The sequence below is a fragment of the Nocardia sp. NPDC001965 genome (genome assembly GCF_053594175.1).
Genome location: NZ_JBSFDZ010000001.1, coordinates 662,768 through 676,415, shown reverse-complemented (window position 1 = coordinate 676,415; position 13,648 = coordinate 662,768). Strand labels below are relative to the sequence as shown.

General features: G+C 68.3%; 12 protein-coding genes. 2 read left to right on the top strand and 10 right to left on the bottom strand.

Going from position 1 to position 13,648, the window contains the following annotated elements; all coding sequences use genetic code 11:
* Positions 1-95 precede the first annotated feature (95 nt).
* The 9 genes from ACWCPQ_RS02990 to ACWCPQ_RS02950 form a co-directional block, all read right to left on the bottom strand.
* Positions 96-1,013 (bottom strand): alpha/beta hydrolase, encoded by a 918-nt coding sequence (locus ACWCPQ_RS02990; RefSeq protein WP_449894004.1) that lies wholly within the window; start codon positions 1,011-1,013, stop codon positions 96-98.
* A 151-nt stretch (positions 1,014-1,164) separates the two neighbouring features.
* Positions 1,165-1,995 carry a Mut7-C RNAse domain-containing protein gene (locus tag ACWCPQ_RS02985; RefSeq protein ID WP_449894002.1) on the bottom strand — a complete coding sequence of 277 codons (831 nt, stop codon included), beginning with the start codon at positions 1,993-1,995 and terminating at the stop codon, positions 1,165-1,167.
* Between the two features lie 62 nt (positions 1,996-2,057).
* The gene (locus tag ACWCPQ_RS02980; protein WP_449894000.1) at positions 2,058-3,413 is read right to left on the bottom strand and encodes an LLM class flavin-dependent oxidoreductase; all 1,356 of its coding nucleotides are present in this window, start codon (positions 3,411-3,413) and stop codon (positions 2,058-2,060) included.
* A complete protein-coding gene (locus ACWCPQ_RS02975) occupies positions 3,410-4,657 on the bottom strand; it encodes an MFS transporter (RefSeq protein ID WP_449894410.1) in 1,248 nt (415 codons plus the stop codon). Before ACWCPQ_RS02975 ends, ACWCPQ_RS02980 begins: the two co-directional genes overlap by 4 nt.
* Before the next feature lie 263 nt (positions 4,658-4,920).
* Positions 4,921-5,388 (bottom strand): hypothetical protein, encoded by a 468-nt coding sequence (locus ACWCPQ_RS02970; protein ID WP_449893998.1) that lies wholly within the window; start codon positions 5,386-5,388, stop codon positions 4,921-4,923.
* A 38-nt stretch (positions 5,389-5,426) separates the two neighbouring features.
* Complete coding sequence (locus tag ACWCPQ_RS02965; RefSeq protein WP_449893997.1) at positions 5,427-5,903, bottom strand: GreA/GreB family elongation factor; 477 nt, start codon at positions 5,901-5,903, stop codon at positions 5,427-5,429.
* Positions 5,904-6,241: 338 nt separating this feature from the next.
* Positions 6,242-7,771, bottom strand: a complete 1,530-nt coding sequence (locus tag ACWCPQ_RS02960; RefSeq protein WP_449893996.1) for a PucR family transcriptional regulator — start codon at positions 7,769-7,771, stop codon at positions 6,242-6,244.
* Positions 7,772-8,622: 851 nt separating this feature from the next.
* Positions 8,623-9,936 carry a VWA domain-containing protein gene (locus ACWCPQ_RS02955; RefSeq protein WP_449893994.1) on the bottom strand — a complete coding sequence of 438 codons (1,314 nt, stop codon included), beginning with the start codon at positions 9,934-9,936 and terminating at the stop codon, positions 8,623-8,625.
* A gap of 143 nt (positions 9,937-10,079) precedes the next feature.
* Positions 10,080-11,144 carry an alpha/beta hydrolase gene (locus tag ACWCPQ_RS02950; RefSeq protein WP_449893992.1) on the bottom strand — a complete coding sequence of 355 codons (1,065 nt, stop codon included), beginning with the start codon at positions 11,142-11,144 and terminating at the stop codon, positions 10,080-10,082.
* 128 nt (positions 11,145-11,272) lie between these two features.
* Between ACWCPQ_RS02950 and ACWCPQ_RS02945 the strand changes: the two genes are divergently transcribed.
* Together ACWCPQ_RS02945 and ACWCPQ_RS02940 are read left to right on the top strand one after the other, a co-directional pair.
* The gene (locus ACWCPQ_RS02945) at positions 11,273-12,325 is read left to right on the top strand and encodes a hypothetical protein (RefSeq protein ID WP_449893990.1); all 1,053 of its coding nucleotides are present in this window, start codon (positions 11,273-11,275) and stop codon (positions 12,323-12,325) included.
* Between the two features lie 58 nt (positions 12,326-12,383).
* Complete coding sequence (locus tag ACWCPQ_RS02940; protein ID WP_449894409.1) at positions 12,384-13,166, top strand: SAM-dependent methyltransferase; 783 nt, start codon at positions 12,384-12,386, stop codon at positions 13,164-13,166.
* A gap of 60 nt (positions 13,167-13,226) precedes the next feature.
* On the opposite strand, the gene ACWCPQ_RS02935 is transcribed toward ACWCPQ_RS02940, so the two are convergent.
* Positions 13,227-13,628, bottom strand: coding sequence for a nitroreductase family deazaflavin-dependent oxidoreductase (locus tag ACWCPQ_RS02935; protein WP_449893988.1), 402 nt, complete (start codon positions 13,626-13,628; stop codon positions 13,227-13,229).
* Between the last annotated feature and the right edge of the window lie 20 nt (positions 13,629-13,648).

Below are 13,648 nucleotides of genomic sequence, written 5' to 3'. Positions count from 1 at the left end.
ATCGCTCTAGTTTCCATCGATGGGAATGGTCTGTCCAGTCTTCTGACGCATTCGGTCCTGAGTGGAAATCGTTGTGGCGGAACGGTCCGCCGCGCTCAGTGGGCGCCGAGCGCATCGAGGATCATCGGGCGGGCGGTGGCCAGCGCCCGCGCCCAGTACGCCCACGTGTGGGTGCCGTCGACGATATCGACGCGGGCCGGGATCCCCAGGGCCGCGACCCGGTCGCGGAAGAGTTGGGCGCCGATGGCGGCCGTCGCCTCCAGACCCATACCGTTCACCGTGTTTCCGACTCCGTTCAGCAGGTCGGGCGCGCCGGGCGTGCCGTTGCCGGACGAGATGTACATCGGCAGTCCACGCAGGAGTTCGGCCTGCACGGTGGGATCGTTGCGGCTCCACGCGGGATCGCCGATCGGGCCCCACATATCGTCCACGTTGAACCGGCCCTCGTCCCACATCGCCGCGCGTATCGCCTCGTTCCACAGCGGGAAGGTCGGGTTCAGGAATCCGGAGAACGATCCGGCGAATCGGAACTGGTCGCGATGATGGGCGGCCAGTGTCAGGGCTGCCCCGCCGCCCATGGAGGCACCCACGATGGCCTTGTTGATCCTGGAGACCCCGTACCCCTCCAGGAAACGTGGAAGTTCCTCGGTGAGAAAGGTTTCCCATTTGTACGCGGTGGCTTGCCCGTTGGTGCTGCTGGGCCGGTACCAGTCGGTGTAGAAACTCGCGTTTCCGCCGACCGGGAACACCAGGGTCACATTGTCGCCGGCGAATCGTTGCAGGACATCGGTATCGCTGACCCATTGGCTGTGGTCGCGCGGGGCGCGCAGACCGTCGAGCACATAGAGCGCTGCGTCGCCGCCGCGCGCTGCCCATTGGACCTGGACTTTCACCGGACCCATTCGGGAGGGCACCATCAGCTCTTCGTACCCGCCGGCCGGGGCCCGCAGTAGCGGCGCGCTGACCGGTGCCGCGCCGCTCACCGCCCCGCCCAGCAGAGTCGTCAATATCATGGACGCGACGATCGCGGCGACTCGCCGCATGCGTCGCCGCACAACCCACCGACCTACTGCGCGCACTCGGTGCTCCCTTTTCGGTTCGTATCGTGGCCGTCTGTGCAGGCTACCGATTCGAACCGGGTTTCACCCGGATGCCGCACCTGTCTCAGCTGGGTTTTTCTGCATTTCCGCAAGTTTCGCCACCCGGCGGCGATGTCGTCCGGACCATGGCGGTGATCCGTGCGACAAGCGCCTCGAGGCGGTCCCGGTGGGCACCCGCCCAGTACACCCGGTCGCATCCGGTGCATCGGCGGAATATGTCGTAGTGGCGACGGGTCAGGGGCGGGATCCGGTCGGCGACCTCCGACGCGGCCGCGTCCGCGAGCGGCGAGCCGCAGCGGAGGCAGCGGGTGAACGGCGCCGAGACGCTGGACAGGTCGAGCCGGTCGATCACCTCCACGACCTGATCGATCGGGAGGTCGGCGCGCACGAACAGTCCGTGGGTGACGATCCGGCGAGTGAGCAGGCCGCGGTCACGGGTGAGCAGGATGCGGTGGTCGTCCTCGGAGATTTCGGCGAGTCGGGCATCGTCGGCGTCGAATTCGCAGCGGACGTCGAGGCCCATCAGTCGCAGCAACCGGGCGGCGCCACCGAGGTTGACGTCGACGAGTAGACGCGGTTCACGGAGCGGATACGGCCGCACCCGGCTCAGACCCGCGATATCGAGGCTTTCGAACATGGGGTACACAGCGAGCCGGTCACCTGCGCGCGGGCGATACCCGAAACCGACGGACTTGCCGTCGACCAGCAGGAGGTCGATCTCGGTGTGGGGGATACCGGCCGCCTCGACGATATCCTTCACAGTCTGATGCGGCCGCACGGGCCGTCGCAGCGCGGCGAACCGGGACCGCGGGGGTAGGAAGTCGTTCAACTCGGCGTAAACGCGCAGTTCGAGACCGGCGTGCTCCCCGGTTGAGACGTCGGCGCGAGTGTTCATGGTCGAATCCCGGGCTGTCGGCTGTCCCCACCCCTGGGTGAAACCGGAGTCTACTCGCGGTGTCACCGCCGGTACGCGGCGCCAGGATGATCGGCAGACAACAGGGGGCCGCGGCCGCCCAGCTTTTCGCGCAAGGTGGTGTGCTCGGTCTGTTCCGGAACTCTTCCCCGCCGCCGCAGCTCCGGTACCACGAGACGGGAGAAATCGGCGAAGGTCCCCGGTGTGGTCACGTAGGCGATGTTGAATCCGTCGATATCGGCCTCGTCGACCCAGCGTTCCAACTCGTCGGCGACTTCGGTGGGTGATCCCGCGACAACCGGCCCGCGGCCGCCGATTCCGAGTGATGTGGCGAGTTCACGTGGTGTCCAGGTGCGGGTGGGATCCGACGTGAAGGAGGTGAGGGCCGACCGGTTGGCGTCGGTCTCCACGTGAGATAACGGTTCGTCCGGGTCGGCCCGGGCCAGATCCACGCCGGTCCATCCCCCGAACAGGGCGAGTGCTCCCTCCACGCTCACGAACTGTTCGTAGGACCGCAGATCGGCCAGCGCCTGCTCCCGGGTTTCGGCCACGACGGGGGTCAGCATGGTGAACACCTTGATCGAGCGGGGATCGCGGCCGAGTTCGGCCGCTGCTTCGCGGAGTGCCCGCACCGGGCGCCGCACGACTTCGGGGTTGGGGCCGGAGACGAAGACCGCCTCCGCGTGCGCGGCGGCGAACCGGACGCCGCGTGGCGAGGCGCCGGCCTGGAAAAGCGTCGGGGTGCGCTGTGGCGACGGTTCGCACAGGAATGGTCCCGGCACCGTGAAGTAACGGCCCTTGTGCTCGATATCGTGGACCTTCGCCGGATCGGTGAACACGCCGCGGTGCGGGTCGCGTTGCACCGCGTCGTGTTCCCATGACGCTTCCCACAGCTTGTAGCAGACCTCTAGGTATTCTTCGGCGATCTCGTAGCGTTCGTCGTGCGGAATCTGGTTGTCCAGGCCCAGGTTCCGTGCCGCACTGGCCAGATACGACGTGACGATATTCCATGCGATCCGGCCGCCGGTGAGATGGTCGAGCGTGGTCAGTCTCCGAGCAAGTGCGTACGGCTGCTCGTAGGTCAGGGAGACAGTGACCCCGAAACCCAGTCGTTCGGTGGCTGCGGCCATCGCCGAGACCGCCAGGGTCGGATCGTTCACCGGGAACTGCGCCGCGTCGGTGACCGCCGCGTCGCGGGACCCGCCGTAGACGTCGTAGGCGCCGAGCACATCGGCCAGGAACAGTGCGTCGAAGCCGCCGTCCTCGAGCAGGCGGGCCAGATCGGTCCAGTAGCGGAGGTCGTTGTAGCGGTGCCCCTGGTCGGCGGGATGTTTCCACAGTCCTGGTGATTGGTGGCCGACGCAGGCCATGTCGAAGGCGTTGAGGTAGATACGTTTCATCGGACCTCACCTAGTTCGTCGCTGTAGGTTTCCCGGGCCGCCACGGCCGCCAGCGCCGTGAGGGCGGACAGGACGACGAAGTAGCCGACTATGAGCCAGGGCCGACCGCCCCCGGCGACCAGCAGCGCGGCCGCGATGAGCGGGGCGAATCCCCCGGAGAGCACCGCCCCGATGTGATAGCCGAGCGAGGTGCCGCTGTAACGGACCCGGGTATCGAACAACTCCGCGAACCAGGCCGCCTGCGGCCCGTACATCGCGTCGTGCAAGACATTGACCCCGAATACGATCGCCAGGACTATGGCGATCTCCGACCCGCTGTCCACCGCCAGGAAGAACAAGGTGAGGGCGAACGGCCCACCCACGGCACCGAACAGATACAGCGGCCGGCGCCCGACCCGGTCCGAGAGCCACGACCACAGCGGGGTACTGACGAGACCGAGTGCCGAGGCGATCAGCACGCTCACCAGTCCCACCTGGCTGTTCTTGCCGAATTCGTCCTGGAGGTAGGTCAGGGAATAAGTGGTGAGCAGTACGAAGAGTCCGATTTGCGAGAGGCGTAACCCTGTGGTCAGCAGTACATTTCGTGGTTGGGTGCGCAAGACCTCGACGACGGGGAGCCGCGCCACCTCGTTCTGTTCCCGCAGCCGGTCGAAGATCCGCGCATCGGTGAGCCGCAGCCGGATCAGCAATCCGATGACCACCAGCACCACACTCAGCAGGAACGGGATCCGCCACGCCCAGTTCAGGAAAGCCTGTTCACCGGATGCGGCGCGCACGGCATAGAAGGTTCCGGTCGCCACCAGCATTCCGGCAGGCGATCCGAGTTGAGTGAAGCTGCCGTACCATCCGCGTTTGCCGTGGGGTGCGTGTTCGACCGACAGCAGAGCGGCACCGCCCCATTCCGCGCCGACCGCCAACCCCTGCAACACCCGCAGTGCCGCCAGCAGGACGGGGGCCAGCAGTCCGACCTGTGCGTAGGTGGGCAGCAGGCCGATCGCGGTGGTCGCGGCGCCCATCAGCAGCAGGGCGCCCACCAGCACAGTTTTCCGGCCGATCCGGTCACCGAGATGTCCGGAGATGATCGCGCCCACCGGGCGGGCGCCGAAACCGGCCGCGTAGGTGGCGAACGTGGCCAGGGTGCCCGCGGTGGAGGAGACATTCGGGAAGAAGAGCGGTTTGAACACCAGCGCTGCGGCAGTCGCGTAGAGGTAGAAGTCGTACCACTCGATGGTGGTGCCGATCATGCTCCCGAACGCCACGGTTCGCGGGGACGGTCCGGCGTCGGGCGGGGTCTCGGGATTGTCGATCGCGATACTCACCGGCGCGAACATAACCGTCGGAGGCGGCGGGGCAGATACTTCTTCTCGTAGTGATCACAATTCGGCGGACCGGTGGGCGTCCGGACCTCACACCGCCGGCACGCCACAGCCAGGTACCGGTTCCGTTCGGGACCGGAGTGAGCAGGGCGGGGTTCCCGGGGCGTCGATGCGCGGGGGGCGGGAGCCCGCTACCGGAATCTGCGCATGATCGGTGAGTGCGGGGCGGGCCGCGTTCCGGGTATCAGAACAGTGGTGTGCCATCGGTCTTCCTCCCACATGTGTTCGGGGAAAGACCCGTATTCGACGGGTGCGGCAATAGTGATCACCAGCATGGTGCGTCCGATCAGCCGGCGTTGTCGCCGGCGCATCGGACCGGAGATCTCCAGTAGCCCGGGCCCCGGACCCAACCCCCGGGGGACGCCCACGCTCAGCGGGGCTTCCTGCCAGGTGGTCGTATCGGCGCGGTCCCCGGCCAAATAGGTCCGCGGTGCGCTCTCGGTCCCGAACGTGAGAGCGGCCAGTACCCGGTCGGTACGGGGGAGACCGAACAGATCCCAGAACCCGGCGGACAGCCACGAGTTGATGGGCAGGGCGATCGTCCCGTCGTTCCGGACGACCGCCGGCGAATCGATCTGAAGTAGGGTGATCTCACTCATGGTGGTGCACGTTCCGGGACTCGTCCGCTCGCCGGTGGTCATCGGGCGTCGGTGGGAAGGTCGGCGACGGTGCCGTAGGGGAGGGCCTCGAGCAGCGTGACCCGGATCTCGGTGCCGTCGGGTATCCGGTACGAGCGCTGTTCGCCACGGTGCGCCCCGGTCAGTGCGGCGCCCAGCGGCGAATCCGGGGAGTACACCTCGAGCCGGCCGTATCCGGCGTCACGGCTGCCGAGAAGAAACGTTTCGGTGTCGTCGGTGCCGTCGTAGCGGACGGTGAGCACCATGCCGGGCTCGGCGATACCGTCGTCCGGAGGGTCCTGCCCGAATACGGCGTTGCTCAACAGGTCCCGGATATGCGCGATACGGGCCAGTCGCTGGTGCCGGGCGGTGAGCCGATCACCGGGGTCGGCGATCTCGGCTCCCGCCGAGTCGTCGGCGGCGAGCAGTCCGTCCAGCTCCGCCCGGAGACGATCGCGGGCTTGTGTGGTCAGCCAGATGGGTGAGCCGGTGGTCATATCCGTCCTACGGGTTCGATCGGAGAGGTGATTTCGGCCGTCGGGGCGGCGGAGGAGAGGAGGGCCGCCCCGACGGCGGAAACTCCGTGGAGCCGGGTCCCTACGAACACCGGCTCCACGGATGGGGAAATGGCCGAGGGGTCAGCCGGGTGCCGGACTCCCCACCCGATCCCGTGCTGCTCGTTCGCGGTCGAGCCGACCCGGTACGCGCGCCATGCTCACCTCCGACGTCGAACGATGCGCTGTCCCAGCCATCATGACCCGGGCGGCGCCGCCGGCGCATGTCCGAACAGAACAGTTTCGGTCCTACTGGTTGTGCGGTCGGCACAGGGGCCGGGTTATTCATCCTCGAACGCGGCGAGATCGATGATCATGGCCAGCCGGGTGCGGGCGTCCTCGAGGTCGAGGACGGTGACCTCACGCATCTTGCGCAACCTGTTGCGAACGGTGTTCGGATGGACACCGAGCCGGGTGGCGGCAGCGACCGGATCGCCTTGGGCGTCGAGCCATGCCCGCAGCGTCGCGACATGGTCCGTGGCATGCCCGCGGTCGTATCGGCGCAGTTCCGCGATCGGACCGCGCGCCGGAATCCGCCCGGCCCGGGCAGCCGTTCGCAACCGTTGCAGCAGGATCTCGCCCCAGGATTCGTCGTAGGCCGGGACGGGGATATCGGTGGTCCCTTGTTCGTGCAGGGCCAGGCATTCGTCCGCTTCCTGGCGGGAGGCGGGCAGGTCGGTCGGTGTGGCGGGTCCGCCGATACCGGCCGATACAGTCACTCTGGCCGGCAGCGCGGCCCGCAGCGCCGCGACCCAGTCGCGGGCCACCCGGACCCACTCGCCGGGCAGGATGGTGTACACGGTGTTGCCCGAGAGGGTGCTGCGGCCCGGTCGCGACCAGCCGAAGCCGAAGGTGGCCTGTTCGAAGGCGAGCAGCAGTCCGGCGGGCCGTTCCGCCTCCACCTGGGCTCGGACCGCGACGACCCGTAACGGCGCCGGCGCCAATCCGAGCCGTCCGACCACCGTCGCGGCATCCGGGCTGCCCTCCAGCAGCCGGATCACCAGATCCGATTCCACCTGACGCTCCAGGTCCGCGCTCGCCCGCGACCGCAGCAGATGCAGGGCCACCGTCCGGGCGCCGTCGGCCAGTGCCGTCCGCCGCGCGGCCGGCAACGGCGTCGCGCAGGCGACCCATACCGAACCGAGCAGCTCCCGGCCCACCCGCACCGCGACCACCATCCGCCCGTCGAACCCGTGCCCGGAGTCCGGTTCCACGAACACGGGTTCGTCGGAGCTCGTCAGATGCGCGGCAATACCCCGGGATTCGAACAACGCCTTGAGGGAATCGGGCTGTTGCCGCTGGAGCACCGTTTCGGCGAAGGCCCGATCGGCTTCTCGCCGGAGCGTGGAATGGGCCAGCACGCGCGACAACGTATCTTCTATGGTCACCGCCCCGTCGACCGCGACCGCCAAACTGTCCGCCACCGCGAAAAGGTCCGTGGGGCCGCGCCCCGACGCGGTTTCGCGCCCCTCCAGGACCAACCCGTAGACGACTCCGGCGAGCTGGCTCCAGGACACGGCGGGATCGACCACCAGCACAGCGACTCCGTCGTCCGCTCCGGCCTCCCCCTGTTCGGAGTCGGCGTCGCCGCGCACCAATACGGCGACCGCTTTCGCCGCCCGCGCCCCGGCCACCGCATCGCGAACGGAACCGGCGCCGACGGCGAGGAAGATATCGCCGGTCGTTTCCTCCGACCCGGTGGCGTCGAATATCGCGACACTGCCGATCATGGTCGCCCGCGGTACCGGGCAGTGGCGCAACCGCACGCCGTACCCGCCCAGCACGTTGACAAGATGGTCCAACCGCACCATGAACGACTCCTGTTCACCCTGGTCCAACCACCGTAGTCGCCGACCCGCAGTCGCTCGGACTCCGCCGGGCGCGCCACCGGCGTGCGCCGGGGATCGGGGCGTGCAATGTTCCGCGATCCGATCCATAGCGCCCCGGCACGGTTCCACCGGCCTCGGACACCTTTCCCGCCGATCCGGCCGATCTTTGTCCGCCCTGACATATCCTCGATCACGAGGATCACGACATGCCGCGGTGGTGCTGCCCGGTCGGCGGAGCGCCGCGGCCAGGTCACGATTGCGGGGCGGATTCGACAGTTCCGGTTGCTCAGATGCTGGACAACGGTTTTCGGTCGATGCGGCGGCGGATCCGAACATATGGTGCGGGTCGGTGAAATCCCTGGTGGCCCGATCTCACCAGCTCCGATCGGTGGGCCGAACGGTTCCCGGGTCCCCGGGGGAGGTCCGGCGCGGAACGAACAAGAACGGTGGGTGGATGATCACGGGCGTGCCGGTCCGCTCCCGGCACCCGTGATCCCGCCGCAGTCGCTCCGGTGGTCACACAAGGCGGCCGGCTTCACCTCCGGTGAATGCCGCGAAGACGGCCGCGGCGAATGCCTGCGACCCGACGGGAGCGGCTGGGTGATCGTCCGGAAATCCGATGTGCAGACCGGCGCGGATCACTGCTGTTCTACCGTCTTTCGTGCTGGGACAGCGAGGTCTTCCTGGAACCGAGTTGGGTGGATCCGGCATCGGTGCGGCCCTACGCGATCGGACACAATGCGGACTGGGTCGCTCGTACCGCACGCACGCCGTAACCATACGTTCGAAGCGGGGTGCGTGCGGGTGGTTGTCGGTTCGGCATGCCGCGCTGCTCACCGGAGCTCCGCGGTCGTAGCGCGCGGGCGAAGTATTCCGGCGGAGCGCGCCGCGCGCAGCCAGTCCGGGAACTCCTGGAGCAGCCGGTGGTAGAGGTCGGCGTCGGTCAGCGTGTCGATATCGTCGACGGAGAAGAAACCGGCATTGTCGACGCGACGACCGGTCATGGTGTCCAGATCGTGCAGGAGTCCGTAGTCGGCGTGGCCGAGGCCGATGAACTGCCAGAACGCGGGCAGCACGGAGGCTTCCCGCAGAAGGGCGGTGATCTTCGCCTTCTCCCGGAAACCGCCGTCGGTGAAGAACAGGACCAGGGTCGATTCGCTGTGGCGGTTCACCGAGGCGATGATTTCGCGCATCACGGGAACTTCGTTGTTGGAACCGCCGATCTCGGCGTAGTCGATGCCGCCGTGGCGGCCGCGCAGATGCAAGTATTCGGCGGACCATTCGTCGACTCGGTCCACAGTGATTTCTGGCAGCCGGACGTAATCGGCGGCGTAGAGGTAGGGCTCGAGGCGGCCGTCGTCGTCGAGCTGGATCGCGACCGGGACCACGCGTTCGACGACGCGTTGCACGGTTCCGCCGGTGTAGAGGCGTCGCATACTGCCGGTTTTGTCGATGACCAGGACTACCCGGGCCCGCACGTCGCGCGCGCCCTTGCCGAGCAGTACTTTCGCGATCTCATGTTTGCGGAGATCGAGTTTCGCGCGTTTGTCCAGTGACAGTTTCTCCTCGCCGCGGACGGTCCGCACTGCGGTCGATGGTGACGCGTCCGCGGGACCGCTGGGCCGCGATACCGTCGTGGGTTCCTCGTGCGCGACAACTCCGTGATCGGCCGCCGAACCCGCCAGACCGTTCGCATACCCCTGGCCGACAGCTCGGATCTTCCAGCTGCCCGCTCGGCGGTAGACCTCGACGGCGACGACGGCGTTCTCGCGGCCGAGGTTTTCCATCCGGTATTCGTAGATTCTGTTACCGGACCCGTCGGTCACCGTCGCGACGGGTGCGGGCAGCCGGCCGAACACGGTGCCCGGTGCGTCGAGGGCCACCACCACGCGGATCTGCGCGATCTGCTGGGAGACCTCGCCGAGGCGGATCTCCAGCACACCGGCCGAGCCTGCCGTCCCCGGCCGGAGCCGGATCCCGGGGCCGGACGGTCGGCCGGAGCATACGAAATCGGCGTCCGAGCGCACGGTGCCCTCATCGGTCACCGCGAAGGCGACGAGATCCGCCGTCGCGGCGACCGCCACCGAGATCGACAACTCGGTGGCGGTGAGATGGCCGTTCCGGCCCTTGTCGAGCTGCGTTGTCACCGGCTGTCCCTTCGCCCGCAGAGTTGTTCCACCCGAGTGTCGATCGTCGCATTCGCGTGATCTGTTGTCGGCCGGGACGCCCGTGGTCGAGGGGATGGCCCGGGATGCTGCCCTGTACGACCGGCGCGCCGCGCGGCGGACGGTCAGCCGGCGACCGATGCCATCCAGTCCAGGACGGCGGCCCGGTAGTCGCCGGTATTGCGCGCGAGATTCACCGAATGCCCGCTGCCGGGCAGTACGAAGGTACGCAGTCGCGCGGCCGGGGAGAAATGCGGTGCCTCGGCTGCCTGAAGGGTCGCGGTATCGGCGCAGATCCGGGCGCACAGCACATCGTCGCTGCCGTTGACCACGAGTACGGGGGCGGTGATCTCGGTGGACATGGGCGGCAGGGTGGAGGTCAGTCCGTCCGGGTACTCGGTCGCGGCGAAAACGTCCTTGGTGGCTTCGTCCACCGCGACGACCTCGGGGTCGGCGGTGGCGGGTGAGTGGAACGACTGGGCGCGGGTGCCGGGCCGGGTGGTGAGATATCCGGTGTCGTAACCGCGCCCGGTGAACGCGGCATCCTGCTCGGCCGGTCGATAGGTACCGACGATGCCGAGCGCGCCCGCAATGTTCAGCCCGTGTGAATAACCGGTGAGCAGTACGCCGTCGACGTCGTGGTGGGTGGTCGCCTCCAGGACGGCCACGCCGGAACTGAGCGAATGCCCGCCGGTGACGATCGTGTCGAACGGCTGTGCGCCGACCGATCCGGCGCGCAGGGCACCGACGATCTCGTGCAGCGTCTGCGCGTCCCCGGTCGCTGTCACGCCGGTACTCGCCGGACGGGTGCTCGCGCCGGTGCCGAGCCGATCGATCACCAGGGTCGCGTAACCGGCCGCGTTCATCGCGCGGCGGAAATTGTACGTCTGTGGGGCATGCGGGAAATCCCAATAGGTGGAGTTGTAGTTGGATCCCGGCATCAGCACCATGACCGTGCCGGTATCGCCACCGGCCGGTGTGCACAGCGTTGTCGCGACGGTACCGCCGCCGCTCGACGGAAACGGCACAGCCGCACAGTTCCCGGGGTCCGGCTCGTCGGCCTGTGCCGCGGTGGGCGCGACCATCGCGAGCGCGGTCACCGCGGCGGCGGCCAGCCTCGTCGCGATCGTCGAACGATGCGCCCGCCGCGTTCGCTGCGGGCGGGCGAGCGGAAACCTCCGTGCAGTCATGTGCTCGGGACCCTAACGGGGGTGGTGCGGGCGCGCAACGGATGTGGTGTCGAGTGGGCTGGAAAGCGATGCGGGACAGTGGAGTTTGTCGCACTGCCGGGTGCTGTGCGGCGGGCTAGGATGCCGGAGTGACCAGGCGGGCCGTCCATTTCGTCGGAAGTTTTCCGGCCGTCGATACCGAGACCGCGATGCGGGCGATGCTCGATGCCGCGGGTCCGCGGCTGCGCACGCTGCCGACCGGGGAGACGAATCGTTACGAGTTCTACATCCGCCCGATCATCGAAGAGCTGGTGACACAGGGTGTCCTGGAGGTGAAGCACTCCCGGGAGTGGCAGAGCAGCCGGGACCGTACCCGCCATCGCGTGGCGAACGGTGGCGTGCTGACCGCCGATTCCATGGATCTCGGCTATCGGCGGGAAACCGAGGAGGCACTACCGGTTTTCACCGGCCTGCATCGAACCCGCGGTCTCGCCGGAACGGCATTGCAGATCGGAATGCCCACCGATTTCACGCTCGCCTTCGTGGCATTGGGCGCGACCGGTGTGCTGCGGTATCGCCGGGCCTTCGCCGAGGCCACGGTCCGGGAGATCGCCGCCGTCCGGGAGCTGGCCGGAACCGAGATGGTCATCCAGCTCGAGGCGACCGCCGAGCTGGTGCTGGCGGCGACGGCGCAACCGTTGCACACCGCGCTCGACCGGGCACTGGGTCTGGCCCGTGGCATGGCGGAGCTGGCGGCCGCCGCACCGGCGGGCACCCGCTTCGGGGTCCACCTGTGCCTGGGCAGTCTGCGCAACAAGGCTCGGACCACGCTGCGCGACACCCGGCCACTGGTGGATCTGGCCAACTCGGTGGCCCGGCACTGGCCGGCGGGGCGACCGCTGGAGTTCGTCCACGCGCCGCTCGCCGCCGGCGACGTTCCACCACCGCAGCGTCCGGAATTCTATTCGCCGCTGGGCGATCTGGATCTGGGTGAGCACACGGCGTTCTACGCGGGATTGGTGCACGACGTACCCACCGAACAGGAGCAACTGCAGGTGTTGTCGCTTGTGGAGGCGGCGCTCGGCCGACCGGTCGACGGTGTCGCCAGTGCCTGCGGGCTGGGGCGTCGCCCGCGCTCGGTGGCCGAGGCGATGATGGCCCGCGCGGACCGTATCGCGGCCGGGGAAGAGCCGGGGCCATGATCTCGGACAGGGGTGTCGCCACCCTCGGTGGCGGAGAATCGGAGGGTCGGTGTCCGAGATGAAACGTATTCCGCAGGGCGTCGATCCACACGAGCCTCGTTCGGCCCGGGTGTTCGACTATCTGCTGGGCGGGAAGGACAACTACCCGGTCGACCGGGCGCTGGCCCATCGTATTCTCGCGGTGGCCCCCGAAACCCGGTCGTTGGCGTGGTTCAGCCGCAAATTCCTGTTGCATGCGGTCCGGACCGCGGCCGCATCGGGAGTCCGCCAGTTCATCGACCTGGGCTCGGGCATCCCGACCTCGCCGAATGTGCACGAGGTGGCACACGAGACACACCCCGCCGCCCGGGTGGTCTACGTCGACAACGACCCCGTGGTGTTCGTGCACTGCAATGCGCTGATGGGCGGCCATCCCGGAGTGACCGCGCTACACGCCGATGTGCGGCATCCGGACGCACTGCTCCAGCGGCTCGAATCCGAATCGGGAATCGACTTCACCGAACCGGTGGCGATCACCCTCGTCGGCGTCCTGCACTATGTGATGGACGACGAGCGCCCGGCCGAACTCGTCGCCGCTTATCGCGACGCGATGGCCCCGGGGAGCTATCTGGCCATCAGTCACGGCGCCGATATCAGCCATCCGGAGATCATCGATCGGACTTCCGCGGACGCGCGGAACAGTTCCGCGCAGGTCCGGTACCGGTCACGCGAGGAGGTGGCCTCGTTCCTCGACGGGTTCGAGAACACCGGGCCCGGAGTGGTTCCGCTGCAACAGTGGCTCGACGACGATCTCCCGGAGACTCGGCTGGTGCTCTTCGGCGCCGTCGGACGGAAGCAGTGACCGGGGCGGGGGTCCACCGGGATCCGGCCGAGCCGGTTCTCCGGGGTGCGGACCGCAGTTCTAGCTCCCGGCGCCCGGTTCCCGCACGACGGTGACCCGCAGGAAGTCCGGCGCCTTGATCACCCTGCGCACGAGGAATCGGATGATCGGTGGCAGCGCGCCGCCGGACTCGTCGCGGTAGACGTGGGGAGATCCGGCCCGGTAGCGCCGCCGGCGGGTTTCCAGTTCGCAGCCGTCGGCGGCGAGGACATTGCGTACCCAGTCCGATTCGGCGCCGTAGGTCAGCGCGATCACGTAGCCGCCGTCGTGGCGGAAGGCCCACACCGGGGTCCGGAAGACCCGGCCCGACTTCCGGCCACGATGCACGATCACCGCCCATCCCGGCGCCCACGGGGCGATGAGCCCGGTGATCTTGTTGAGCCCGCTGCGGTTGGCGCGGGCGACCCATCGTGGCGCGGGCATGCGAACTCCTCGTCGGTCGA

Bases quoted from the DNA above. Each gene is read 5' to 3' on its own strand.
- ACWCPQ_RS02990 (WP_449894004.1), bottom strand. From the start codon at position 1,013: ATGATATTGACGACTCTGCTGGGCGGGGCGGTGAGCGGCGCGGCACCG.
- ACWCPQ_RS02985 (WP_449894002.1), bottom strand. From the start codon at position 1,995: ATGAACACTCGCGCCGACGTCTCAACCGGGGAGCACGCCGGTCTCGAA.
- ACWCPQ_RS02980 (WP_449894000.1), bottom strand. From the start codon at position 3,413: ATGAAACGTATCTACCTCAACGCCTTCGACATGGCCTGCGTCGGCCAC.
- ACWCPQ_RS02975 (WP_449894410.1), bottom strand. From the start codon at position 4,657: ATGATCGGCACCACCATCGAGTGGTACGACTTCTACCTCTACGCGACT.
- ACWCPQ_RS02970 (WP_449893998.1), bottom strand. From the start codon at position 5,388: ATGAGTGAGATCACCCTACTTCAGATCGATTCGCCGGCGGTCGTCCGG.
- ACWCPQ_RS02965 (WP_449893997.1), bottom strand. From the start codon at position 5,903: ATGACCACCGGCTCACCCATCTGGCTGACCACACAAGCCCGCGATCGT.
- ACWCPQ_RS02960 (WP_449893996.1), bottom strand. From the start codon at position 7,771: ATGGTGCGGTTGGACCATCTTGTCAACGTGCTGGGCGGGTACGGCGTG.
- ACWCPQ_RS02950 (WP_449893992.1), bottom strand. From the start codon at position 11,144: ATGACTGCACGGAGGTTTCCGCTCGCCCGCCCGCAGCGAACGCGGCGG.
- ACWCPQ_RS02940 (WP_449894409.1), top strand. From the start codon at position 12,384: ATGAAACGTATTCCGCAGGGCGTCGATCCACACGAGCCTCGTTCGGCC.
- ACWCPQ_RS02935 (WP_449893988.1), bottom strand. From the start codon at position 13,628: ATGCCCGCGCCACGATGGGTCGCCCGCGCCAACCGCAGCGGGCTCAAC.